28 protein-coding genes are annotated in these 23894 nt (G+C 42.7%); 19 read left to right on the forward strand and 9 right to left on the reverse strand.

Annotation, left to right across the window (positions count from 1 at the left end; all coding sequences use genetic code 11):
- Positions 1-26: 26 nt before the first annotated feature.
- On the reverse strand, positions 27-170 hold the full coding sequence (locus LOZ91_RS10595; RefSeq protein WP_171066772.1) for a hypothetical protein: 144 nt from the start codon (positions 168-170) through the stop codon (positions 27-29).
- A 163-nt stretch (positions 171-333) separates the two neighbouring features.
- On the opposite strand from LOZ91_RS10595, the gene LOZ91_RS10600 reads away from it, so the two are divergent.
- From LOZ91_RS10600 to LOZ91_RS14605, 9 genes are all read left to right on the forward strand, one after another.
- A complete protein-coding gene (locus tag LOZ91_RS10600; protein ID WP_244783171.1) occupies positions 334-651 on the forward strand; it encodes a hypothetical protein in 318 nt (105 codons plus the stop codon).
- 3 nt (positions 652-654) lie between these two features.
- The gene (gene terL / locus LOZ91_RS10605; RefSeq protein ID WP_244783172.1) at positions 655-2307 is read left to right on the forward strand and encodes a phage terminase large subunit; all 1653 of its coding nucleotides are present in this window, start codon (positions 655-657) and stop codon (positions 2305-2307) included.
- A 9-nt stretch (positions 2308-2316) separates the two neighbouring features.
- Positions 2317-5034, forward strand: coding sequence for a hypothetical protein (locus tag LOZ91_RS10610; RefSeq protein WP_244783173.1), 2718 nt, complete (start codon positions 2317-2319; stop codon positions 5032-5034).
- Positions 5035-5191: 157 nt separating this feature from the next.
- Positions 5192-5455, forward strand: a complete 264-nt coding sequence (locus tag LOZ91_RS10615) for a holin (RefSeq protein ID WP_244783174.1) — start codon at positions 5192-5194, stop codon at positions 5453-5455.
- Positions 5439-5981 (forward strand): glycoside hydrolase family protein, encoded by a 543-nt coding sequence (locus tag LOZ91_RS10620; RefSeq protein WP_244783175.1) that lies wholly within the window; start codon positions 5439-5441, stop codon positions 5979-5981. Before LOZ91_RS10615 ends, LOZ91_RS10620 begins: the two co-directional genes overlap by 17 nt.
- Positions 5982-6353 carry a hypothetical protein gene (locus LOZ91_RS10625; protein WP_244783176.1) on the forward strand — a complete coding sequence of 124 codons (372 nt, stop codon included), beginning with the start codon at positions 5982-5984 and terminating at the stop codon, positions 6351-6353.
- 327 nt (positions 6354-6680) lie between these two features.
- Entirely contained in the window at positions 6681-7532 is an 852-nt protein-coding gene (locus LOZ91_RS10630; protein WP_244783177.1) for a 3'(2'),5'-bisphosphate nucleotidase CysQ, read from the forward strand.
- Between the two features lie 62 nt (positions 7533-7594).
- A complete protein-coding gene (locus LOZ91_RS10635; RefSeq protein ID WP_244783178.1) occupies positions 7595-8335 on the forward strand; it encodes a phosphoglycerate mutase family protein in 741 nt (246 codons plus the stop codon).
- A gap of 238 nt (positions 8336-8573) precedes the next feature.
- Positions 8574-8699, forward strand: a complete 126-nt coding sequence (locus tag LOZ91_RS14605) for a hypothetical protein (protein WP_005107186.1) — start codon at positions 8574-8576, stop codon at positions 8697-8699.
- 154 nt (positions 8700-8853) lie between these two features.
- On the opposite strand, the gene rpsT is transcribed toward LOZ91_RS14605, so the two are convergent.
- A complete protein-coding gene (rpsT, locus tag LOZ91_RS10640) occupies positions 8854-9123 on the reverse strand; it encodes a 30S ribosomal protein S20 (RefSeq protein ID WP_180096576.1) in 270 nt (89 codons plus the stop codon).
- Positions 9124-9337: 214 nt separating this feature from the next.
- Between rpsT and LOZ91_RS10645 the strand changes: the two genes are divergently transcribed.
- The 5 genes from LOZ91_RS10645 to LOZ91_RS10665 all read left to right on the forward strand — a co-directional run bounded on the left by LOZ91_RS10645 (position 9338) and on the right by LOZ91_RS10665 (position 14242).
- Positions 9338-10003 (forward strand): NAD(P)H-binding protein, encoded by a 666-nt coding sequence (locus tag LOZ91_RS10645; RefSeq protein WP_005171169.1) that lies wholly within the window; start codon positions 9338-9340, stop codon positions 10001-10003.
- Between the two features lie 11 nt (positions 10004-10014).
- Positions 10015-10524 carry a ribonuclease E activity regulator RraA gene (rraA, locus tag LOZ91_RS10650; RefSeq protein ID WP_005096725.1) on the forward strand — a complete coding sequence of 170 codons (510 nt, stop codon included), beginning with the start codon at positions 10015-10017 and terminating at the stop codon, positions 10522-10524.
- Between the two features lie 109 nt (positions 10525-10633).
- A complete protein-coding gene (locus tag LOZ91_RS10655; protein ID WP_074382852.1) occupies positions 10634-11416 on the forward strand; it encodes a glutathione S-transferase N-terminal domain-containing protein in 783 nt (260 codons plus the stop codon).
- A gap of 220 nt (positions 11417-11636) precedes the next feature.
- Entirely contained in the window at positions 11637-12320 is a 684-nt protein-coding gene (locus LOZ91_RS10660; protein ID WP_005096728.1) for a response regulator transcription factor, read from the forward strand.
- Positions 12320-14242: an ATP-binding protein gene (locus LOZ91_RS10665; RefSeq protein ID WP_244783179.1), complete on the forward strand. Its 1923-nt coding sequence runs from the start codon at positions 12320-12322 to the stop codon at positions 14240-14242. Before LOZ91_RS10660 ends, LOZ91_RS10665 begins: the two co-directional genes overlap by 1 nt.
- An 85-nt stretch (positions 14243-14327) precedes the next feature.
- Here LOZ91_RS10665 and LOZ91_RS10670 read toward each other — a convergent pair whose 3' ends face one another.
- The 3 genes from LOZ91_RS10670 to LOZ91_RS10680 are packed head-to-tail and all read right to left on the reverse strand — an operon-like array spanning position 14328 to position 16502.
- The gene (locus LOZ91_RS10670; RefSeq protein WP_244783180.1) at positions 14328-15497 is read right to left on the reverse strand and encodes a cupin domain-containing protein; all 1170 of its coding nucleotides are present in this window, start codon (positions 15495-15497) and stop codon (positions 14328-14330) included.
- Between the two features lie 28 nt (positions 15498-15525).
- A complete protein-coding gene (locus tag LOZ91_RS10675; RefSeq protein ID WP_004729833.1) occupies positions 15526-16119 on the reverse strand; it encodes a Maf family protein in 594 nt (197 codons plus the stop codon).
- Positions 16119-16502, reverse strand: a complete 384-nt coding sequence (locus LOZ91_RS10680; protein ID WP_004279857.1) for a DUF2237 domain-containing protein — start codon at positions 16500-16502, stop codon at positions 16119-16121. Before LOZ91_RS10680 ends, LOZ91_RS10675 begins: the two co-directional genes overlap by 1 nt.
- 139 nt (positions 16503-16641) lie before the next feature.
- Here LOZ91_RS10680 and LOZ91_RS10685 point away from each other — a divergent pair, with 139 nt between their 5' ends.
- The 4 genes from LOZ91_RS10685 (at position 16642) to LOZ91_RS10700 (ending at position 20358) form a co-directional block, all read left to right on the forward strand.
- On the forward strand, positions 16642-17829 hold the full coding sequence (locus LOZ91_RS10685) for a phosphoglycerate kinase (RefSeq protein ID WP_074382847.1): 1188 nt from the start codon (positions 16642-16644) through the stop codon (positions 17827-17829).
- A 153-nt stretch (positions 17830-17982) separates the two neighbouring features.
- A complete protein-coding gene (locus LOZ91_RS10690) occupies positions 17983-18261 on the forward strand; it encodes a hypothetical protein (RefSeq protein ID WP_005171152.1) in 279 nt (92 codons plus the stop codon).
- Between the two features lie 119 nt (positions 18262-18380).
- A complete protein-coding gene (gene fba, locus LOZ91_RS10695) occupies positions 18381-19418 on the forward strand; it encodes a class II fructose-bisphosphate aldolase (RefSeq protein ID WP_074382846.1) in 1038 nt (345 codons plus the stop codon).
- 85 nt (positions 19419-19503) lie between these two features.
- On the forward strand, positions 19504-20358 hold the full coding sequence (locus LOZ91_RS10700) for a DMT family transporter (protein ID WP_244783181.1): 855 nt from the start codon (positions 19504-19506) through the stop codon (positions 20356-20358).
- Here the strand turns inward: LOZ91_RS10700 and LOZ91_RS10705 are convergent.
- Positions 20321-20548: a hypothetical protein gene (locus LOZ91_RS10705; protein WP_180085301.1), complete on the reverse strand. Its 228-nt coding sequence runs from the start codon at positions 20546-20548 to the stop codon at positions 20321-20323. The two genes, LOZ91_RS10700 and LOZ91_RS10705, sit on opposite strands and share 38 nt — an antisense overlap.
- A 107-nt stretch (positions 20549-20655) precedes the next feature.
- The gene (nfsB, locus tag LOZ91_RS10710) at positions 20656-21309 is read right to left on the reverse strand and encodes an oxygen-insensitive NAD(P)H nitroreductase (protein WP_100357137.1); all 654 of its coding nucleotides are present in this window, start codon (positions 21307-21309) and stop codon (positions 20656-20658) included.
- A gap of 732 nt (positions 21310-22041) precedes the next feature.
- Between nfsB and LOZ91_RS10715 the strand changes: the two genes are divergently transcribed.
- A complete protein-coding gene (locus LOZ91_RS10715; protein ID WP_005096740.1) occupies positions 22042-22260 on the forward strand; it encodes a hypothetical protein in 219 nt (72 codons plus the stop codon).
- A gap of 30 nt (positions 22261-22290) precedes the next feature.
- Here the strand turns inward: LOZ91_RS10715 and LOZ91_RS10720 are convergent, their stop codons facing one another.
- Positions 22291-23010, reverse strand: a complete 720-nt coding sequence (locus LOZ91_RS10720; protein ID WP_244783182.1) for a UDP-2,3-diacylglucosamine diphosphatase — start codon at positions 23008-23010, stop codon at positions 22291-22293.
- 125 nt (positions 23011-23135) lie between these two features.
- Entirely contained in the window at positions 23136-23645 is a 510-nt protein-coding gene (locus tag LOZ91_RS10725; RefSeq protein WP_005171140.1) for a peptidylprolyl isomerase, read from the reverse strand.
- Positions 23646-23894 lie beyond the last annotated feature (249 nt).

A 23894-nucleotide genomic window follows, 5' to 3' on the forward strand; every position in this document is an offset into this window, starting at 1 on the left:
CCTTATTTTTTGATCTTAATGAACTATTATTTACCACCTGGGCGACGATCAGCAGCACGGTCGCCACAAGATGAGCCATCTTTAGCAGACTGCCAGCTATGGTCACATGAACCAGCAAAAGTCATAGTTGTAGGCAGTGCTAGGATTGCAGCAAGAATTAAAGTTTTCACTTGAAATACCACTTATTGTAATTTGCAGATTTGCTCAATGAGCATACATTTTAAATCATTAAGATTCTATGACGACCAAAGTAGGACACCCAACAAAGCCGTTCCTAGTCCCCTGTATATATGGCTTATATACGGGGGATTTTTTATGTCGGATGTAAAGAAGTTGCGTTTTCTAAAGCCTGAAACAGTAGAGAAATTAAAACTCTGTATGGAGATGGCCGGTACGGATGCAGTCGATCTAATGACTGAGGCCTATGGTCAGGACGTTTTTGACAAGACAGGTCGTGGCGATAAGGTCTGGTTATACAAAGGGGCAAAAGAAGCGCTGACCTGCATGGAGAAACTGAACCGCGTCTTGCTTGATGATGAATTGTCAGCTGGCGATGGAAGTGATCGAAAGGTATCACCAGAGGCGCAGGCAGCTGCATTACTTGAAAGTGTGGCCAAGAAGTTAGAAGAACGCAAACAGCGTCCGAGCTAATACATGATCAAGGTCAGCTTTGCTGCTTTCTTTCTGGTCTATGCGGAAGCCATGAATTGGGAAGTGCCAGATTTCCATTTAGATGTCTGTGATTTCTTGGAAAATTACGGATCACTTGGCTTATTGATGATGCCACGTGGTCACGGTAAATCTACGATTCTGGATATCTATAACGCATGGAAGTTATTTATTGACCGCGATCGCCTGATCTTGCACCAGGGCGCAACCGATGGTGATGCTGCAAAGTGTAGCCGTGGTACTCAGCAAGTCATTGAAAAGCATCCGCTGTGTCAGTTGTTTGGCGTATTTAAAGAACGTGGTGAGCTGCAAAAATGGTGGGTGACTGGGTCGGAAGATGTACGGCATGGCTCATTGCATGCGCGTGGCGTATTGTCCAACGTGACTGGTGCACGTGCGCATGAAATCCAAAACGATGACGTGGAAATGCCAGCCAACATCGGCACACCTGAAGCACGTGAAAAGCTGCGCTATCGACTATCTGAACAGACACACATTCTCATACCAGGTGGACAAAAGTTGTTTGTCGGTACACCGCACACCCATGATTCACTCTATACACAAGTACAAAAACAGGGTGCAAAATGCATGATTCTTAAAATGTTTGAAAAAGAAAAACGCTTTGAAAATATCAGCGAGTGTTTATCTGAATTCGATCCGGTTTATGTTTTTAGTGGGATCAGTCATACCGCCAAGCTACTCACACGTGATGAAGATTATGCGGTTTATAAGATTGGCAGCACCTTTAAAATTGTTCTAAAGGAAACGCACTATCTGATCGACTTATATAGTGAATCACTATGGCCTGAACGCTTTACACCGAAAGTCATGGGTGAGCGCCGTAGAGAATGCCGGACATTAAACGAATGGGATTCACAGTACCAAATGCATGCCAAGCCGGTGGGTGAAGTTCGACTTGATCCAGACAAGATGATTCCTTACGACTGCGAGCCAGTGCTAAAACGTGCCAATGGCCAGTACATCATGATGATTGGTGAACGGCAGATTGTGGGGGTTACGTTTAGATGGGACCCATCATCCGGCAAACTTAAATCTGATATCTCATCAACCGCATTGGTATTGCATGATGATTTCGGTACCAAGTACTGGCATAGATCAGTTGCGCTCACTGGTGATGTAGTCAAACATGATGCGCAAGGAAATATTGTTGGTGGTCAAGTCTGGCAGCTTTGCGACCTGATTGAGCAATTCAATGTACCGAGTCTAACGATTGAAACCAATGGCATTGGTAACTTTGCACCGGCAGCATTAAAAGGTGCGTTAAAAGCACGCCGTATTCGTTGCGGGGTAAAAGAAGAACACAGTGTGGGGAATAAAAACAAACGTATTCTTGAGGCATTAGAGGGCCCTTTAATGTCTGGCCTGTTATGGGTGCACACATCTGTGATTGATACACCAGAAGAAGGCGAGAACAGCTCAAGACAATATAAAAATATGCGTATGTTTAATCCAGCAATTACTGAGCAGCCTGATGATGATCTGGATTCTTTAGCGGGTGCAGTGACTGATTCTCCGGAACGCGTAGGCAAAATACACAGAAATAACGAGGTCAATGAAGGCCCTAATTGGAGAGGGAATAGTGGCGTGATTGAAGCCACTCTAGACTTTGAAAATTAGGGGCAGATCATGGCAGTTCCAGAACAAACGCCGTATAGAGAACATACTGGAAACGGTGTTACCAAAAGCTTTGCGCTAGGTTTTATTTGTGAGTCAAAAGATCATTTAATTGTATTGATGGATGAGCTTGAACCACCAATTGCAACATGGAGTTTATCCGGCGGCAACGTGGTATTTACTACTGCACCAGTAGCCGGTCAGAAAATTACACTGCAGCGAAATACACCATTTGGCCGCACTACAGATTACCAATCTTTCAATAACTCATTTCGACCACAATCGGTGAATGGTGACTTTGACCGGCTTTGGTTAAAGCTTCAGGAACTTGGTGTAGCAGACTGGCTCATGAAACTTTATGTTGATCGATTACATCAACAACAAGAGCAAGAAATTAATGATTTAAAAGACTATGTGGATGATCGAGATGATGAGCTTCGCGCCTATCTTATGGAAGAGATCCGCAAGCAGGGTGTAGCTTTAGATCAGCTTGATGAATACTACAATTACTTGATGGAGCGACTAGCTCAGATTGCAGTGGATAAGGGCTGGGACGCTTCCTTTGTTATCTATAACGGCATCCCTCAGAAAAAAATAAATGATGGCTTAGATTCAATCGCAGAAATGCTGGCGATTCAAAACCCATTCAACGGCATGCGTGTTTTTGTCAAATCATATCATCTAGGGTTGAATATCGGCGGGGGTACATTTGTTTACGACAGCACTAAATCAACCCTTAATGACGGTGGGTTAGTACTTAACGGTTGGGTGCGGGTAAGAGAAACTGGTGAGGTACGGGTCTCTTGGTTTGGTGCGAAAGGTGACGGCGTAACAGATAATAGTGCTGCCATCAACAAGGCATCCGCAGCCTGTGGTATTGACGACTTGTTTGTCATCGATAGTGAGTGTGTCATAGGAAGCACCATTACCCTACCAGATTGTGACATCAATTGCGAAGGCTCTATTGTTCTAAAAGACGCTAAGTTTTATACCGCAGTTAGGTTTCCGAACAGTGAAACAATGACTGTTGACCTTACTAAGTTAAGTGGTTTTAGCAAAGGAAATACCTTCATACAGATAGAAGATGGTTATTTAGATGATATAAATCTAAAGGACTATTTTATGCTTATAACCTCCCCTGAAGTATCAGTGTATAGGATAGATCAGGCTCATTATACTGACTATGGTAAAATAGAAACTCACGATATTATTAGTAATACGGTTACAAGGTTCGGGGTTCGGGTATTCACACTGTCTGACCCTATTCTTTTCGACTTCGATGACTTTTCGCGCTCAACAGTAACGCTTGTTAAGAAAAAGGCGCATAAGACCGTTAAAAACCTAAAGATAACCCAGAGTGTCGCTGATGGCCCAGTAGAAGCTGACGACAGAACATTACTGAGTTTAGATAAAGTATCAAACAAGTCGTTTGACAACTTACTAATTGACGCTGTTTCTGATAAAACCACTCAAAAACTTAGGATTACAGATAGCTGTAATATTATTTTTAATAGTCCAAGAATTACTAAAAGAAAGGCAGCAGCTGCATCGTCTTACACGATAGTGTTGTATAACACCGCATACATAACTTTTAACGATTATGTCAGCTATGCTTTTGACAATGATGCTGCAAGCCTCTCAGGAAGACACGCTAATCATGTATATTTTAATGGTTGTACACTACAAAGCGTTGGCGATCACTTCGGATACAACTATTACTTTGATAAATGCACGTTACATGAAGGCATTGTGACATCAGGAATTAATGTAACCGCAACTAACTGTACATTTATAAATGAAATGTTTAGTGCGCGTAATGATGCGCCTAATTATGGCAAACTAAGTATCACTAATTGCGATGTATATCAAACATCTCTGGGTCCTTACCGCGCTTTACTTAAAACCACACCCAACATACCAAACCCACGCGGTGTCCCTGTTGTTGAATCATTTTTCGATGATATATTTATTGATAATATCAATGTCTACACAACAGACGATAGCCGTTCTTATGCGTGGTTATTGATGTTACGTGGCATTACCTCTGACTCCTATCTTGCGTCTAATGAAGATTTGTTAGAATTTAGAACATTAAACAGCTTTATTTTCAAGAATGTAAAAGTGATAGCTAGTAAAAACAGTACGGTACAGACCGCATACCTAACCATGCGATTCCCTTGCAAGTACACATTAATAGAGAACGTGACAGTGACCAAAGCTGATGGTAGTGAAGGTCGAGTATCTATGTACAACGCAAGTGCTGAAATAGACCCATACACAGCTTGGGATGCCGAAACATTACTGAAGTCAAAGAGAATGGAACTAAAAAATATCACTTTTAGCACCTTGCGTTTAGCAGGTGTTGCTAAGGAAATCACTATTGAAGATTGCGTTGTGGATGATGCTGTACTAAATAATGGGTATAAAAACAGGGCTGGCACAACAGTGGCATTTAAGAGTAGCTTGGTCAGCGTAGCTGTAGATGCTCCGGCAGCAGTAAACGGTAGTAGGATTAGTATAGAGTTATTTGATTCTACTATAGATTTGTCTGCGGTTACTACGCAGGAGAGTGCAGACTATCGTTACATGTATTACGATATTAATCGTATTGAAGGAACGTATTTAACCGCAACATCAAACTACATCCCTGCCGCATTAGTTGGAAAGCTACCTAGTTACTTCAACCCAGCTAAATACAAGGCTAGTTTGCCAGCACCTATAACCCCATAACGGGGTTTTTATTGCCGGTTCCCTGCATAAAACACACAGTCTTCGGATTGTGTGTTTTTATTGCCTAAGAAGCATAGATTTAATACTCAAAACACCACAACAAGCCCTAGCTTTTAATAAGTTAGGGCTTTTTTATTACCAAAATTTAGGGGGCGGCATGTCCGATCAGAAAGCAGCAGTAATGGAAATGGCAGCGACTGTTTCTTCCGCTGCATCAAAAACAACATATGCGGGGGCTGCTTCTGGTTTTGTCGCATACCTTGCATCAATCGACGTTCTAGCTTGGCTGGGTATCACGATTGCTTTAGGTGGCTTTGCAGTGAACTGGTACTACAAGCGACTGGAAAATAAACGAGCCGATGAGATCCACAAACTAAAAGTAGAGCAATGGGAGAAATACTACGATGTCAAACAAGACTAAATACTATGTGCTTGGTTCTTCTCTGGTGCTTGCCGCAGGGATGTGGATCACTGGTCCAAGCGAAGAGCAAGTACAAGCTACTGCAGTAAAAGAAGGTTACACGCCTAAGCCTGTGATTCCTGTTAAGGGTGATGTCCCGACCATTGGCCACGGCACCACGGTCTATCCAAATGGCGTTCGAGTCAAAATGACTGATCCAGCGATTGACCGCAAACAAGCGTTTGAATATCTCAAACTGCACATGGATAAAGATGCACAACGCTTCAATAAAACTATTCTGAATATTCCAATCTCACAACCTGAATATGATCTGTACCTAGATTTTACATACCAGTACGGAACAAGTGCTTGGTCTGGGTCGTCAATGCTTCGTCATTTAAAAGCGCGTGAATATATCCAAGCGTGTAAATCACTTTTGAAATGGAAGTATGTGGCCAAGCGTGACTGCAGTATTCGTTCTAACAATTGCTATGGCGTGTGGACTCGACAAGTTGAACGCTACAACAAATGCATGGGAGTGAACTAAATGCCACTCCTAATGCTGATCTGGAACAACAAACGCTGGTCCCTGATTGTTGTGCTTTGCATCGTAATCCTTTGCCAGCTCTTCCAGGCTAATCGTTTAGCCGGTGATTTACGAAAAGCTGAAACAACATGCCAGGACAAAATCAATAAAAAGCTACAGCCATATATTGATGCTGAAAAGAAAGCACAGGAGCTGGCCAACAAAGCAGGTGAAGAATATGAAGAATCAAAAGAAGTTGAGCGCGTCAAAACAGAAACCATTACACGTGAAGTGCAAAAGATCGTTGAACGTCCTGTTTATATCCACACTAATTGCTTTGATGACGACGGGGTGTCAGCAGTCAATACCGCTGGTAATACCAGCCAATCTTAAAACACCGTGTCCGGAGTTATTAGAATTAAAGTCTGGCCAAGCAAAAGAAGTGCTGCAGGTAATGGTTGATGATCGACGAAAATATGTAGATTGTAAGCAGCGTCATGCGGCTATAATTGAAATTGTAGCAAAGTCCTCAAAGTGAGGGCTTTTTGCTTATAATGAATCAGGTATGTTTTTGAATGTGTACAGTAATGTGTACATAAATATTTATAAAATTAAATATTAAATAAAAAATATATCTAAATTAGTAGCTTGCAATCTTAACCATCCATATCGAAAATTATGGTAGGTTTTTCAGAGCATTTTGACATATTTAGGTTTTCTATGTTTAAAGCAATAGCAGCACCACAAGATCCGATGATTTTGCAGTTTGTGCCCATTTTGACACAAGCCTGTGAAATTTTGCGAGAAGAATATCAGCGTTATTGTTCTGGTGCGGCTTTTGATGTCATCCAAAAAAATGATAATTCTCCGGTAACTCAGGCAGACTTAAGGGTCAATACTTTTCTAACTCAGGCTTTGGTAGATATTTCAGACCTGCCTTTATTGTCAGAAGAGGGCCAAGAACATGAGCGTCGTTCATGGCCAGAATTCTGGTTATTAGATCCGCTAGACGGCACCAAGGAGTTTTTGCATCAGCGGCCTGAATTCACCATCAATTTGAGTTTGGTTCGTGGAAGTTTGACGACTTTTGCCATATTGGCAGTACCAGAACAGCAACTGATTTATTTCTGTGCAGAGCAGGGGCTGCCTTATAAATATGATATTCAGCGAGATACGTGGTTTGGCTATGAAGCAGCGCCAACAGACCAAAGAATTGCGATTGGTCTGAGTCAAAGTAGCCAGCAGAAACCGAAATATGTCGACTATTTACAGCATCTGGCCAAACTTACCGAATATACAGAGTTCAAAGCGGGCAGCGCCTACAAGTTTTGTATGATGCTGGAAGATCAGGTGGATATCTATCCACGTTTTCATCCGACTTCGGAATGGGACACCAGTGCTGGTCAATGTATGCTCGAACGGATTGGTGGTGGCTTGGTCGATTTAAAAGGGCGGCCATTTATTTATAATCATCGGGATACCTTGCTGAATGGTGGATTCATTGCCTATAAAAATAATGATATGAAAATTATTGCATTGCAGGCGGTGTCTGACATGCAGGCCGAGCATTGAGCAAAATTCTGAGCGTGTTATAGTGGTGCTTAACCTATTACCAATCCAGAGTTGGCTGTAACGTGTCCCTGAAACTGCTTCCACCGAGTATGTTGAGTGCAATTGATTTATTGCCCGATGTACAGACGCCTGTCACCTTATTCACACGGCATTCGATTCGTGAGGATGTTCCAGGTCAAGGTTTGGCAGGCTATGATCTGCAACTGACCAATCAGGGACGGGATCTGGCGCAGGAATGGGGTGCTTATCTGGCTGATCAAACCGACCGTGTGATTCATCATTGTATCTCGAGTCCGATCCAGCGTTGTATTGATACCGCTGCATTGATGATTGAAGGGGCAGATGCGGTTACCCCTGAGCAGAATACCCATCGTATTGAAATTATTGAACAGGGACTTCTAGTGGAGCCTGGCAGTTTTGTGCTGGATATTCAAAAAGCCGGGCCTTATTTTGCCAAGCAGGGTGCGCTCGGTTTCATTAACAGTTTTGTCAATAATGCCTTGCCAGGGATGAAACAGCCGATTCATGGTGTGGTGGATGTGCTGGAACTGATTTACAACACTCATCCGCAAAATAAATATGGATTGAGTCTGGCCGTCAGCCACGACACCATTTTGGCAGCAATGATTGCGGTGATGTCGGGACGTCAGGATGTCAGTCGGGAAGACTGGCCAAAAATGATGGAAGGTCTGTTTGTCTGGTTTGAAGGTGATGTATTTTTAGAATCCAAGCTGAAATGGATCTGGCGCGGACAGGTGCATGAACTGGATATTGCCGATTTTAAACGTTCCCAACTTTCTTAAATCAAATTGATCTATTCAAAACTCAATTGTTCGCAGCAATTGAGTTTTTTATTGGGGGGTAGAAATTATGAAGATCGTATGGCCTTTCATATTGATCATTCAATAAAAGTCAGGCTAAAACGATAAAAATAAGTTTTAAACTGCATCTTTTACATTTATAGGGTGAAAGTTCAATAATGTAAGTATAAAAATTATCTATGCTTAATAAATATAGAAATATTCATCTTGAGGAAAAACCATGAAAATTATTACAATTTTTAGCCTGATCGCGATTCTGGGTTTAACCGCATGTCAAAAGCGGGATTCTGACACTACGCAACAGGATAAAACCACTTCGCCATCCTCTATGGATAAAGATCAATAATCTAAAAGAGGCGGATTCAGGTTTTTATCTCATCGTATCGGCTATATGAGGGGCGTCTAAACGGATTATTTTTCTGAATGAATCGTTATATTTTTCTGATTTCTTTAAATTCAGGCACAAAAAAAGCCCTAAAAAGGGCTTTTTTCATTTGCGATTAGTTAGAAGCTAGTGCTTTAACTTGCGCGTTCAAGCGGCTCTTATGACGAGCTGCTTTGTTTTTATGGATGATGCCTTTGTCAGCCATGCGGTCGATTACTGGAACAAGCGTTTTGTACGCTTCAGTAGCAACAGCATAGTCATTAGTGCCGATAGCAGCTAATGTACGTTTAAGATAGGTACGAACCATAGAACGCAAGCTTGCGTTGTGTTTGCGTGCTTTAACGTTTTGACGAGCACGTTTTTTAGCTTGAGCAGAGTTTGCCACTCGTGCACTCCTTGAAATAGATTGGTCTGGGCGGGCTGAAACTCAACTGAAAACCATCATCAGAGGAATTATCACCAGCCCGTAAACAAGTGCCATATTTTGATTAAACTGAGCACCGAAGTCAAGTCTTGACATGCTTTGACAACATTTTAGATGCAGAAAAATTCTAAAGAAAACGTTAGATTAGTATTCTACCTAGGAGATCGTATAAAAAATGACTAAATCGCTGATTCATCCCATCGTCATAGGTGCCACCGGTTTGGTGGGAAAACAACTCTTAAAACGTCTGCAAGACGAGCCAACTTGCCAGCATATTACTGCAGTGGTCAGAAAATATCAAAATGATCTGGATAGTTTGGATAAAGTCCAGCAATTGGTACTTGAAGATTTTCTGATGCTGAATGATCAGGATGTCAGCGAGCACAGTCACGGTTTTAGCTGTTTGGGCAGTACCATGAAACAAGCCGGATCCAAGCAGGCCTTTTATAATATTGATTATACTATTAATGCCCATTTTGCCGAATTGCTGCAACAGACTTCAGCGCATTACTTGCTGTTGAGCGCGATGGGCGCCAACTCCCAGTCTCATTTTTATTATAATCAGGTTAAAGGCCAGCTAGAAGAATATGTACAGACCTTGAGTCTGGATAAAATCAGCCTGATTCGGCCTTCATTATTAATTGGCGAACGTCCTGAGCAGCGTTTTTTGGAGGATGCCGCACAGCAGGTTTATCATAAAATATCGCGTTTTATTCCGGATGGTTTTGCTTATAAGCCAGTGACAGCCGAGCAGGTAGCTCATACTATGGTCGAGGCCGCGCTGACTCAGACGGTAAAATTTGAAATTTATGATAATTTACGCATACAAAAAATGAAATGAGGGGAAACACCGTGTCTACAGCAGCATTTGTCACCTGTGACTTATTAGATGATCATCCGGAATTAGAGCTTCAAGTGGTGACACCTTGTCTGGACGGTAAATTTTTTAAGAGTTATGGGGCCCGGAAAACTTTTGGCGGTCAGATTGTGACGGTGAAATGTTTTGAAGATAACTCCCGGGTGAAAGAGTTACTGGCCACAGATGGAACAGGCAAGGTACTGGTGGTCGATGGCGGTGCATCGATGCGCTGTGCCTTGATGGGTGACCTGATTGCGGAATCTGCGGTCAAAAATCACTGGAATGGTGTGATTATTTATGGTTGTGTGCGTGATGTCGATGCGATTGCTGAATTAGACCTTGGTGTGCATGCCTTGGCGGCTATTCCACAAAAGAGCAATCGCAAGGGCGTGGGTGAGGTGGATATCTCCCTCTGTTTTGGTGGAGTCACGTTTAATGCTGGCGATTATGTCTATGCAGACAATAATGGCATTGTGGTCTCTAAAACAGCCTTAGTGGCTTAATTGGCCAAGTGCTACATTAAAGAATAACAACAAAACTGATCTATACCGCGAAAGACAGGATGCTTAGATTCTGTCTTTCAGTTGAATAAAACAAAAACAGGAAAATATTATGTTGGGTCATCAAATTAAAGTTGCACAAGCTTTGGCCTCTGCAGTCGCTCAAGGTGGACGTGGCATGGTCGGTACACCATTTCCGAATCAGCCTGAAAAAGCCTTAAAGCTCTATGAATATGAGGGTTCGCCATTTTGTCGCCGGGTGCGTGAAGTCATGACTTTGCTGAATCTGGATTATGAAGTCTATCCATGTCCACGGGGTGGTACTCATTTTCGTCCCGAAGTTCAGCAATTAGGCGGAAAACTCCAGTTTCCATTTCTGGTAGATGAAAATACGGGCGATCGACTTTATGAATCGCAAGATATTATTCATCATCTGTTCAAGCACTATGGCAAAACAGGCAAGACACCCAAAAAATATGCTCACTATCCCAAAATTCCGGTGGCTGCAATTGCTGGCACAGTCATCAACGGTTTACGCGGAGGAATGGTGAATCCCAAGATCAAGGATCGGCCAACACCTGAACAGTTACTAGAATTATGGGGTTTTGAGGCCAGTCCTTATACCCGGATCGTACGCGCCGTGTTGAGTGAGCTGGAAGTTCCCTTTATTTTTCACAATGTCGCCAAAGAACGCTGGCAGGATTATGGGCCAGCCAAGTTGCGCTTAAGACCGGGGAAATATGAACCACTACCAGGCGGGAAGCGTGAACATTTATTTGAAATGATGGGAAATAATATTCAGGTTCCTTATCTGGTCGATCCAAATACAGGCGTGAATATGTTTGAATCAGCTGAGATTGTAAAATATTTAAAACAGCAATACGGCGCCGCTTAAAATATTCAGCCTATTAAAACTCTAAAATTGTGCTTAAGAAATGCCATTCACTGCGTAGATGGCATTTTTTTATGCTGGTTTTAAGCAGACGGTATTTAGAATATCCCTATGAGGCTAGAAAGAAATAGCATAAAAATGAAATAAATCATGATTTTTAGAGTTTTTTTGGTTATATTTTACTCTTCAAGGTGACATAACAATAAATATAAGGGGCGTGCTTATGACAGCACTAGAGGCAGTCTTGCCAGTACCTGTATTAATCGTTGAAGATGAGTATGTCATTCAACGACGTTTAAAAATTATATTAACCAATTTGGGCTATAGCGAAGATGTTCTGCTCTTTGCCAATAATCTTAAAGAAGCATATTTCATTTTAAAACAACAGCCGATTTCACTGGCATTGGTCGATTTGGGGCTGCCGGATGGAAGTGGGATTTCGATTATTGAAAAAATTCGCGAAAATGACGCACAAACTCTGATTTTGGTGGTTTCGGCCTGGAGTACGCAGAACAGTTTATTTACCGCAATTCAGGCGGGTGCCACCGGTTATGTATTAAAAGAACGCGATGATGTGGAGGTCACTCTGGCGATCCGCAGTATTTTACGGGGTGGCGCGCCAATTGATCCTTTTATTGCGCGGGAAATTCTCAAGCAGATTTCTATACCTGCTTCATCACCACCAGTCGAACGCAACCACTCGGATGCCGAGCAGGAAGTGCTGACCCATCGGGAAAAAGAAATTCTGTCACTGGTCGCACAAGGCCTGAGTAATCGAGAGATTGCCGAGCAACTTTGTGTGTCACGTTATACCGTCGAAAGTCATATCAAGCATATTTACCGGAAACTCTCGGTCAGTCGGCGTACCAAGGCAGTCAGTACCGCACGGCATTTAGGAATTCTGTGATGCATCCAGCTCGTTCTGGAAGCAGGCAGCGACAGAGATTGCAATGGATCGGTATTTTGCTCTTTTGCTGCTGGCTGTGTCTGTTAAGTGGTATGAGTCAGGCGCAAAGCCATTTTCAGATTAATGATCTTTGTCAGGTGAAGATCGACTATATTCAGAAGGTTCAGGCTCAGGGTCCTACCGAGATGCCGAAATCGGGCTGGCAAAGCGTACGTTTGCCGGATAACTGGCAGCGTAACTGGAAAGATTATCATGGTGGGGCCTGGTATAAAATTGTTTGGAACTGGTCATGCCAAGACAATATTCGTCTTGCAGAACCGATTGCCTTTTCCATTGATTATATTAATTCGGCTGGCGCCGTGTTCCTGAATGGTGATTTACTCTGGTCAGATCAGCACCTGCAAGAACCATTGTCAAAAAGTTGGAATATGCCGCGTTACTGGATTTTGCCCATCAGTGGCTTAAACAAGGACAGCAATGAAATTCTGGTTTATGTACAGGGTTATAGTTTTCAGAACGCCGGACTGGGTAAAATTGAATTTAATAATGTGCTGGTCAATAGCCAGAAGCATTTAGGCGAAATCTGGGATCGCCGCACGCTGTTTCAGATGAATATGATTTTCTCAGCAATGATTGGGATCATCTGCTTCATTGTCTGGCAATTTCGACGTTCAGAAACCACCTTTGGCTGGCTGGCACTCAGTTCATTCCTATGGATTCTGTTTATTTCCAATGTGCTGACCACAGAAAGCTTTCCGTTTCGCTCCAGCATCGCGGCCAGCAAAGCCAATATGCTTTGTTTTATTGCCTATATCCACTGTTTTAGTCTGTATTTGATCCGCTTTTTAAAACAGAGATTTAAGTATGTGGAGCGGGGATTTATCCTGATCACGCTTTTATTTGCTCTGCTGATTGTGATGAGTTCCTTGGATTATCTGGGGCAGATACTGGGCACAGCATTTATTTTCTATGTGGGATTATTTATAAGCTGTATTATTTATGTGAGCTATTACGCAATTAAAACCCGCAATGGGGAATATCTTTTCCTGATGCTGTGTCTCTGGGGGATTTTGTTATGTGTAATCGTAGATCTGATCATTTTAAGTCAAACGGCAATTAGTGATTTTTCACCTTTATCACCCTATACCTCACCAATTATTACCCTGTTTGTGGTGCTGATTATGGCCACGCGGTTGAATCGTAATGTCAGGAAAATCGAAAAATTTAATAGCCAGTTAGAACGTAAAGTCCAGCAGGTCAGCGCTGATCTGAATAAAAGCCTGAACGATAAACATCAACTGGAGCTGGATAATGTCCGCTTACAGGAGCGGATTAACTTATCGCATGAACTGCATGATGGGCTAGGAGGCTCGATTGTGCGCTCTATGATTCTGGTCGATCAGAGTACTGACAGCATTCCCAACCGACAGTTTCTTTCTATGCTGAAATTGCTTAGAGATGATCTCAGACAAATCATTGATAGTGGTTCGTCTATCGAAAATAAAGTACCGGAAACCCCGCTACTTTGGATTGCCCCGGTACGTTATCGTTTTACCCAGTTGCTGGAAGAGATAAATATTGAGGTTGAATGGTTATTTCCAAAAGTCTGGCAGCGTGAACCGACCGCATTGCAATGTTTGACCCTGATTCGGGTGGTCGAAGAAAGTCTGACCAATATCATTAAGCACAGTCAGGCCAGTCAGGCGAAAGTTAGTCTGGAATATTTTCTGCCACATCAACTCACCTTAAGTATTCAGGATAATGGCGTTGGGTTTGATGCTGAAATAGTGCAAAAAAATGGTCTGAGTATTGGGATGCGCAGCATGAAAATGCGGGTCGAACGTATGGGAGGCGTGTTTCAGATTGAGTCCGAGCAAGGAAATACGCTGATTCGGGTGGTACTGGAACTTTATCAGCCTTAAGTAGCTAGAATTCTAGACTCTAAAAATAAAAAAGAGGATCATGTGATCCTCTTAAAATTATTGCCTAAATAGAACCGTGGAAAGATTACTCGTCTTCTGGCGGTGGAACCAGCATCAACACGGCTTCATTTAATAATGCAGCAACATCTTCCAGAATTTCTTCATCAGCGAAGTCTTCACCGAATAACAGCGCTTCACCATCTGCAAGCTGTTTGAGTTTTGCGGTAAATGTCTCAGAGATGCACACACCCTCACCATTTGCCCAGAACAGAACGTCGCCGTCCGTTTCAGTATAAAGCAGGCGTGACGCAGGTTCAAGCATCAGGCTATAGCCCTGATCGAGTGCTTCTTCCAGATCACCTGTACCGATTTCTTCTGCTTCAGGCAGGTTTTCAGGATATTTAGGTTCGGACATCAAGCTCATGATGGCATCTTCGAGAACATTGGAATTATGCAGTTGCTGCATGATCTGTTCTTTCAGATATTCCAGCTCATTGCTGCTCACTTCACCGATAGCACCGACTTGATCACGGATGATATCCAGCAATGGGTTACGCAGCGTTTCATTTTCAGAGAATTTATCCCCGACACGATCCATCATGTCACTGATATTTGGCATGCGGAAACCGAATGAATAAGTCAGGCAGTCATCTTCAGCCACGCCGTAATGAGCCAGACCAGGCGGCACATAGAGCAAGTCGCCAGGTGCCAGCACTTCATCAAAGTTCACTTCTATTTCAGGTAATAATTTAAGTGGTTGACCTGGAACGAATGCCGTTTCGGCATCACACATTTGCCCAAGCTGCCAGCGACGGTGGCCATGGCCTTGTACCAGAAATACATCATAGAAGTCGAAATGTTTGCCGACTGAACCGCCTTGTGGAGCATAAGACACCATAATGTCATCGCGACGCCATTGTGGAATAAACGGGAATTTTTTCCAAAGCGCCGACAGGTCAAATGAATAGTGATCTACAGCCTGAACCAAAAGTGTCCAGAGTTTTGGCATTTTCTGGAAATCTGCTTTGAGTAAAGGCGAAGATTTCACGTTCCATTGATTCGGATCACGATCTTTCTGCTTGATGAGGCGGGCAGTGACATGTTCTTCAAGCGCAAGTTCCATCACATCATTGGGTTCAAGCAAACTGGCGATTTCAGGCATCGCATTACGCACCAGTAAAGGTTTCTTTTGCCAGTATTCGCTAAGGAATTGTTCAGCGGTAATACCGCCTAATACGTCTAAAGGTTGAGACATAGATTACAGCCTGAATTTAAATGGGAGATTAAGGAACCAAAATTTTTAATTCACGAAGAATATGACAGAGCTTGATCATCGGCATGCCCATCAGCGTGGTCTGATCTTGTCCGATCATTTCTTCAAACAAGCTAATACCGAGGCTTTCACATTTGAAACTGCCTGCACAATGTAACGGCTGTTCAATTTCGACATAGCGCTCGATTTCGGCCTGAGAAAGTTTACGAAACTTGACTTTATAGTGTTCGATCAGCGTTTGCTCGAAACCCGTCGATTGTTGCTGCACACTGAGCGCCGTACTGAAATAGACAATCTTATCCGAATTGGCTTGCAGCTGGCGAATAGCTTTTTCAGTCGTTAACGGTTTGCCAATAAAAATATCCGGTGCACCTTCACGCCATGCCACCTGATCCGAGCCGATCACAATCGCTTCAGGATTCTGTTCGGCAATATATCTGGCTTTCTCGAAAGCCAGTCGTTGTGCCAGATCATCTGCGTGATTTTCCCCGCGAGGAGATTCATCGATATCCGGTACCATGGAAATGTAATCAATATGCAGACGATCCATCAGCGCTTTGCGGGTTTGACTGGATGATGCCAAGATAATCTGTGCAGAATTCATTAGACAGCATATTCCTCAAGAATATTTAACGGTACATAAGCCAGAACAGCTTTGTGGCAGGCTTGCAGCTTGATTGGAGGTGCTTGACCTGCTTCATAGGCTTCGACCCAGCGCGTTACGCAGATACACCAGAAATCGCCAGGTTGCAGGCCCGGGAAATCCAGTTCGGGCAAAGGCGTAATCAGGTCATTACCGACTTTTTGAGAAAAATTCAGAAATTCTGAGGTCATCTGCGCGCATACCGTATGCTGCCCCAGATCAGTGGTCGCAGTATGGCAAAAGCCATTGCGGAAATAACCGGTAATCGGATCGAAGCAGCAGCTTGATAAAGGCTCACCTAACACGTTCAAACGGTTAAGATTTGGATCAGGATGTATCGACATAGGCACTGAATCTAAAAGAAGCTTTTTTCTATCATAACAAAACTTTGGCATTCAGAATGTTTTCTGCAAAAGATGCTAACCTTTTTCTGCATAATCATTTAAAATCGGCTGGTTTTAATATCTATAAAGTGAGCTCTACATGAACTTTCAGCGTATGACTGACCTCGATTTAGCAGGTAAACGTGTTCTGATCCGTGAAGATTTAAACGTTCCTGTTAAAAATGGTGTGATCACCAGCGATGCGCGTCTTCGTGCAGCATTGCCAACCATTCAAGCAGCAGTTGAAAAAGGCGCTGCAGTAATGGTGTATTCTCACCTTGGTCGTCCGGTTGAAGGTGAGCCTAAAGCTGAACAATCGCTTGCACCTGTAGCGGCTTACTTGACTGAAGCTTTGGGTCAAGACGTAAAACTATTTACCGACTACCTAGATGGCGTTGAGGTTCAGCCGGGTCAAGTTGTGTTACTTGAGAACTGCCGTTTTAACGTTGGTGAGAAGAAAAACAATCCTGAACTTGCTGCAAAATATGCAGCGCTGTGTGATGTATTCGTGATGGATGCATTCGGTACAGCGCACCGTGCAGAAGCATCGACTGAAGGCGTAGCGCGTCTTGCTAAAGTTGCAGCAGCAGGTCCTTTATTGGCAGCTGAACTTGATGCACTAGGCCGTGCACTTAAGACACCTGAAAAGCCAATGGTGGCAATTGTTGCGGGTTCTAAAGTATCGACTAAACTTGATGTGTTGACTTCACTGTCTGACATCTGCGATCAATTGATCGTGGGTGGTGGTATTGCCAATACTTTCCTTGCTGCGGCAGGCTATAACGTTGGTAAGTCACTGTGTGAAAAAGATCTGATCGATACTGCAAAAGCCATTGCTGCAAAAGTATCAGTGCCACTTCCAACTGACGTTGTGGTTGCCGATGCTTCTGAAATCAACTTTGAAGATTTCCTGGGTTCATTGGCTGCTGCGAAAGCAACTGTGAAAAATGTTGCCGATGTTGCTGATAACGACATGATTCTGGATGTGGGTCCAGAAACTGCAAAAGCATTTGCAGAAATCCTGAAAACCTCTAAAACCATTCTCTGGAATGGCCCGGTGGGTGTGTTTGAAGTCGATCAATTCGGCGAAGGTACCAAAACTTTATCTTTAGCGATTGCTGAATCTGCCGGTTTCTCGATCGCGGGTGGTGGTGACACATTGGCTGCAATCGACAAGTACGAAGTAGCAGATAAAATTGGCTATATTTCTACGGGTGGTGGTGCATTCCTCGAATTCGTTGAAGGTAAAACCCTTCCTGCAGTTGCGGTACTCTTAGAACGTGCTTGATTGCATGTCCTAAGCTAAAAAGCTGGCCAAGTGCCAGCTTTTTTATGTCATTTTTTTGACAATGAAAACTTACCCTTCATGGCTTCGTCATGAAAATGCAATAAATCTGTCATAAGATGCAGTCATTAAATCACCAAATGATGAGATCACGTGATGAAAAAACAGTTAACTTTGGCAGCTTTATTCGCTGCATCATTGGCATTGACTGCATGTGCGAAACAGGAAAATGCACCGGTCGCTGAAACAGAAAGCTCGGCAGCAGTAGCCAATGAGACTATAACACCAGAGCAGCAAGCAGCGATTGATGCCATTGACCAGCCAGTTTTAGATGAAAAAAATACCGATATTCCAGCTGAAATTGCCAATGCGCCAGCAGATGAAGCAACTGCAGACCAGTCAGTTACAGCGACTTCTGAGCCTGTAGCACCTTAATCCAGTGCATGTGAGACAAAATCCCTGCAAAAGCAGGGATTTTTTTTAAATAGTGTTATTTGTTGCTGAATTGAAACCTTTGAACATGTAGAATATGTGGCATTCACTGGGAGGATATTATGGCTCTTATTTCATTGCGCCAGCTCTTGGATCACGCCGGCGAACATGCTTACGGCGTACCAGCATTTAACGTAAACAACTTAGAACAAATGCGTGCAATTATGCTTGCAGCAGATGCAACCAATTCACCTGTTATCGTACAAGCATCTGCGGGTGCGCGTAAATATGCAGGTGCTCCGTTCTTGCGTCACCTGATTTTGGCTGCAATTGAAGAATGGCCACATATTCCAGTGGTAATGCATCAAGACCACGGTACGAGCCCTGACATTTGTCAACGTTCAATCCAGTTAGGCTTTTCATCAGTGATGATGGACGGCTCACTGGGTGAAGACGGTAAAACACCAACTTCATATGAATATAACGTTGATGTGACTCGCCGTACAGTTCAAATGGCACATGCGTGTGGCGTATCTGTTGAAGGTGAAATCGGTTGTTTGGGTAGCCTTGAAACAGGTATGGCAGGTGAAGAAGATGGCGTAGGCGCAGAAGGTGTACTGGATCATTCTCAACTCCTGACTTCAGTTGAAGAAGCACGTAGTTTCGTTGCTGATACCAATGTTGATGCGCTTGCGATTGCAGTAGGTACTTCACACGGTGCGTACAAGTTCACGCGTCCACCTACAGGTGATATTCTTGCGATTGACCGCATTAAAGAAATTCACGCAGCACTTCCAAACACGCATCTTGTCATGCACGGTTCAAGCTCTGTGCCTCAAGAATGGTTGGCAGTGATTAACCAGTATGGCGGTGACATCAAGGAAACTTATGGTGTTCCGGTTGAACAGCTGGTTGAAGCGATCAAACACGGCGTGCGCAAGATCAACATCGATACTGACTTGCGTTTAGCATCTACCGGTGCAATGCGTCGTATGATGGCAGAAAAACCAAGCGAATTCGATCCTCGTAAATTCTTCAGCGCAACTGTAGACGCAATGAAGCAAATCTGTATCGATCGTTATGAAGCTTTTGGTACTGCAGGTAATGCAGACAAGATTCGCCCAATTTCTTTAGAAAAAATGGTGTCATACTATAAATAGTTCCCAGTGAATCATTTATAAAAAAAGCCCACTGCAAATGTGGGCTTTTTTGTAGACCTATAAAGACCAAGAATAAGAGCAGCATATGGAACTGATTTTCGCAGCAGCGCTATGTAGCGTTGCGGTCTCAATATTATTAAAAGTCGCCAAAAATAAGGGATTGAGTCCGATACACATGATTAGCTGGAACTATATGACAGCCAGTCTCTTGTGTTTTTTCTGGTTCAAGCCTGATATTCAACATATTTCAATGTCTCAGACGCCTTGGCTACTTATTTTGGCTCTGGGTATTTTACTTCCGAGCATATTCCTTTTTCTGGCCAAAGCCTTACAAACGGCTGGAATTTTAAAAACCGAAATTGCCCAGCGACTTTCTGTAGTCTTGTCACTGGCTGCGGCCTATTTTATTTTTCAGGAACAGTTTAATCAGCTGAAAATACTCGGGATCGCTTTAGGTATTGGCGCAGTGCTGTGCATCCTGTTTTCACATCGACAGAGTACAGGACAGGGCAGTCAGGGCATGTTGTATCTGGGCTTGGTCTGGGTCGGTTATGCATTGATTGATGTATTGTTGAAATATACGACCAGTCTAGGTTTGCAATTCGCCGTGGCGCTGAATCTGATGTTTGTTTGTGCCCTGATCATTTCGATGGGCTATCTGTTATTCAAATATAAAAGCTTGGGCTCCATGCAGAATATAGGCGCTGGTCTGTTATTGGGTGTCCTGAATTTTGCCAATATTGCTTTCTATGTCAAAGCCCATATGCTGCTCAAGGATTCACCTGCGATCGTCTTCGCCGGCATGAATATTCTGGTGGTGGTGTTTGGAGTCATTGCAGGTCTGGTATTCTTTAAAGAGCGGCTCAAACCTGCAAGTACTGTAGGGTTGCTGCTAGGCTTGACTAGTGTGATTTGCCTAGCTTATGCAATGTCTGTTTGACATAAGAAGATGCAAATTCAATCGGATGCCGGAGCAGGTCGCCTGCTTCGGCCAGTCCAAGCAGTAAACCCGCCTGTTGGCAGTCAGGACAGTGCGGATAACAATGCTGTTGATCTTTATAGTGTTGGAGATAAATTTTATCGCAATGATGGCATGCAAATTTCAGGGATTTGGAGGTAAGGAGCGACATAGATGACCTCTATTGTTATTCTATTAGATGGTAAATTAAATAAAGCAAAAAATAGGCCCGAACTGATATGGAAAGGGGCGCCTGGCCCCTTTTATAGCATAAAATCCTTACAGTTTGGTGAAAATGTCTTCAGCGGGTAGACGTGATTTCGGCAGTTTGGCATTGAAGTCATTTTCACTGCGATAACCCAAAGTCAGCAAGACAGAGGGAATTAAACCCTGTTCTGCGAGTTGTAATTCTTCACTAATTATCTCTTCATCAAAGCCGCCAATTGGTGTGGCATCGACACCTTCAATTCCGGCAGCCAACAGCATCTGACCGAGCGCAATAAAGGTCTGATTTTCAGCCCAGCGCTGAATATCACCTTTTTCATTACGATAATAATGAATATAGCCTGCACGGGTATTTTTCTGGCCTTCTTTGGCCGATTCATCTTTAAAACGCCCGCTGAGATCATCGCGATTCAGTAAGTTTTCCAGATGCAGCTCATTAATATCGGCTTTGGTGCAAAATAAAATAGTATGTGAAGAATCCAGAACTTTGGGTGCATTGTAGGCATAAGTACCGATCAAAGCTTTGGCAATGCGCTGTTTGGTGGCATCATGATCGGCAATAAAAAAATGCCAAGGCTGAATATTGATCGAAGAAGGTGCAAAACGCAAAACTTCTAATAAACGTTCAAACTGGGCTGCCGGGATTTTCTTGCTAGGATCATAGGCTTTGGTGGCATAGCGGGTCTGTGTGATCTTGAGTAAATCCATCAATGGACTCCAATTTTTTTAAATAAAATGAGGGTAGATGCTCTGGATCTATAAAATTTTCAGATCTGGAGATTATTACAATAAAACAGCATCAGGCAAAGTCTGTTGTTTAATGATCTTGATATAGATTCAAGCAAAACTTAGTGTTGAATCAGATGAAAACCCGGTTTTTGTCTATTGGCATTTTTTAGCAAGAAGCGTGGAAGAGTAAGTATCGCCGGCAATGTGCAAATGGGGCAGTGAATGCGGTTTACAATTATTTTAAAGATAAACTGAAGACCTGGCAGCAAATCGCGTGGTGGATTGGACTGTAAAATGCCAGAAATGAAGCTGAGTGAATAGGCTGTAGAGATTTTTATTCTCAATCAGGAATAATCTGGTTATTTAAATCCAAGTGAATGTTAATGAACCGCCACAAAGAGGAACAATTTGTACGAAAAACAGCTTAGAGAATAGCGCTGATAAAGTGTGCAAAATAATTATTTAAAAGAATAGGGTTAATCTTTATTTGTAATGACAATGTATGTTTGCTTTCTATTAAATAAGCATGTATGCTTATAGATACTTCGAGCGGGTATAGTTCCCGCTTTTATTATTTCTAGCTAATTGTGATTCACTTTTGGTTCAAGCTTGAGCTTGAATAACATCTAGTAACTACAGAATTATTATACAAATTTGGTTTTCTTAATCTCTTTGTACAGTCACAAAAAGCTCATTTTATGAGTAAATATTTTGAATATATTAAATGAATGGCATACCGCTACAGCCGTAAATGGTGGCGAAATTAATGTTAAACTGGTTCCTTTAAAGCGTAAGCAAAACACTCAGGATGGTTTTATCTGGGTAGAAGTTGGAAAAATGATCCAGCTACAAACAGGTGAAGAAATTCTGTTTAACCTTGATGGTAAAAGTTTCTATACCGGTGTGAATAAGCTTTATCGTCTGTGCTAAGCAAACACATATCTTAAAAAAAGTGGCCGATTAATATCGCCACTTTTTTAGTTTTAGGGTCTCGAAATCTTGGTTTTCCTGAATTTCCAGTATCTCGGCACTGTCTTCCTTCCAGTCACCCAGTACGATTCTTTTTTTCTGACCTAGCGGATGAATGGCTGCGCGATGCGTATGGCCATGGATCAATACGTCAAGGTCTTGTAATGCCAGCTCAACGGCCTGATCATTAACATCCATCACTTCATAGCTTTTAAACTGCTGCGCCTGATGACTTTGCTGACGAAAACCATTGGCTAGTTTTTTACGGAAAGACAGCGGTGTACGCTTTAATAAGCCTAGTAGAAGTGGATGCCGGATAATCTTTTTAAAGCGCTGATAAGCGATGTCATCGGTACACAGTGCATCACCATGTTCCAGGCGAAAACGTGTTCCTGCAATGTTCAGTTGGTCTATCTCAGGAAGTAGCTTTCCGCCAAATTGAGCTAAAAACTTGCTGCCGAGAACAAAATCCCGGTTGCCTGCCTGAAAATATACCTGATTGCCAGCCTGAATAAACTGTTTTAAGGCAGTGACAATTTCGTCCAGCCATGGGGCTGTATAGTCATCACCGACCCAGGCATTGAACCAGTCACCCAAAATATACAATCGGGTATTTTGATCTTGATATTCGGTCAATAAATCTAAAAACCCCCGAACAAGTCGAGGGTGATCAGGTGACAAATGTAAATCTGAGATAAACAGATAGGTCACGAATCTTTTCCTTATTTTTTAATCCCACCTAACCTCCCTTACTTATACTTCATTTAAAGCAGTGCTTTAAATTTTGTTCAGGAAGGAAAGTCCCTCTTTTTTAAAGAGGGATTTAGGGAGATTAATTATTCAGAAATGATTTTTGCAGACTCAATAACCACATTTTCTAGTGGAACATCAGCGTGGTAGCCACGGTTGCCAGTACGAACGCCTTTAATTTCGTTGACAATGTCCATGCCGTCAGTCACTTTACCAAATACTGCATAACCCCAACCTTGTGCTGTTTTACCAGAATGGTTAAGGAATGCGTTGTTGCCAACGTTAATGAAGAATTGAGCAGATGCAGAATGTGGAGCTTGCGTACGCGCCATGGCAATTGTGCCCAAATCGTTAGTTAAGCCATTGTCTGCTTCATTTTCGATTGCATCACGGGTCGCTTTTTCTTTGAAGTTTTCATCCATACCACCACCCTGGATCATGAAACCATCAATCACACGGTGGAAAATTACGCCGTCATAAAAACCGTCACGCACATATTCTAAAAAGTTAGCCACTGTTTTAGGTGCTTTTTCAGCATTGAGTTCAAGAACAATACGACCTTTATTGGTGTTTAATTCGACTTGAGGAAAACTCATTGTGTAATCTCCTAATCATGGACGAGTGCCATGGTTTTTTCTGAATGAGTGAAGCATAAGCAAACTACAATCGACTAGGCAAGTAAAAACATTATTTTCTTTGTTAAAAGCATAAAAATAGTACCTTATTTATACGTTGATTTATCAAGGCATTTCAGATATTGCCCTATCAGGCACCCTATTTTGAATTGGCGTAAATTAATGATTTTACTGCTTGTACAAGCACTGATATTTTAGTTTCAGGCAACT

The sequence above is a fragment of the Acinetobacter sp. F-1 genome (assembly GCF_022869025.1).
In the GTDB taxonomy this organism is placed as follows: domain Bacteria; phylum Pseudomonadota; class Gammaproteobacteria; order Pseudomonadales; family Moraxellaceae; genus Acinetobacter; species Acinetobacter pseudolwoffii.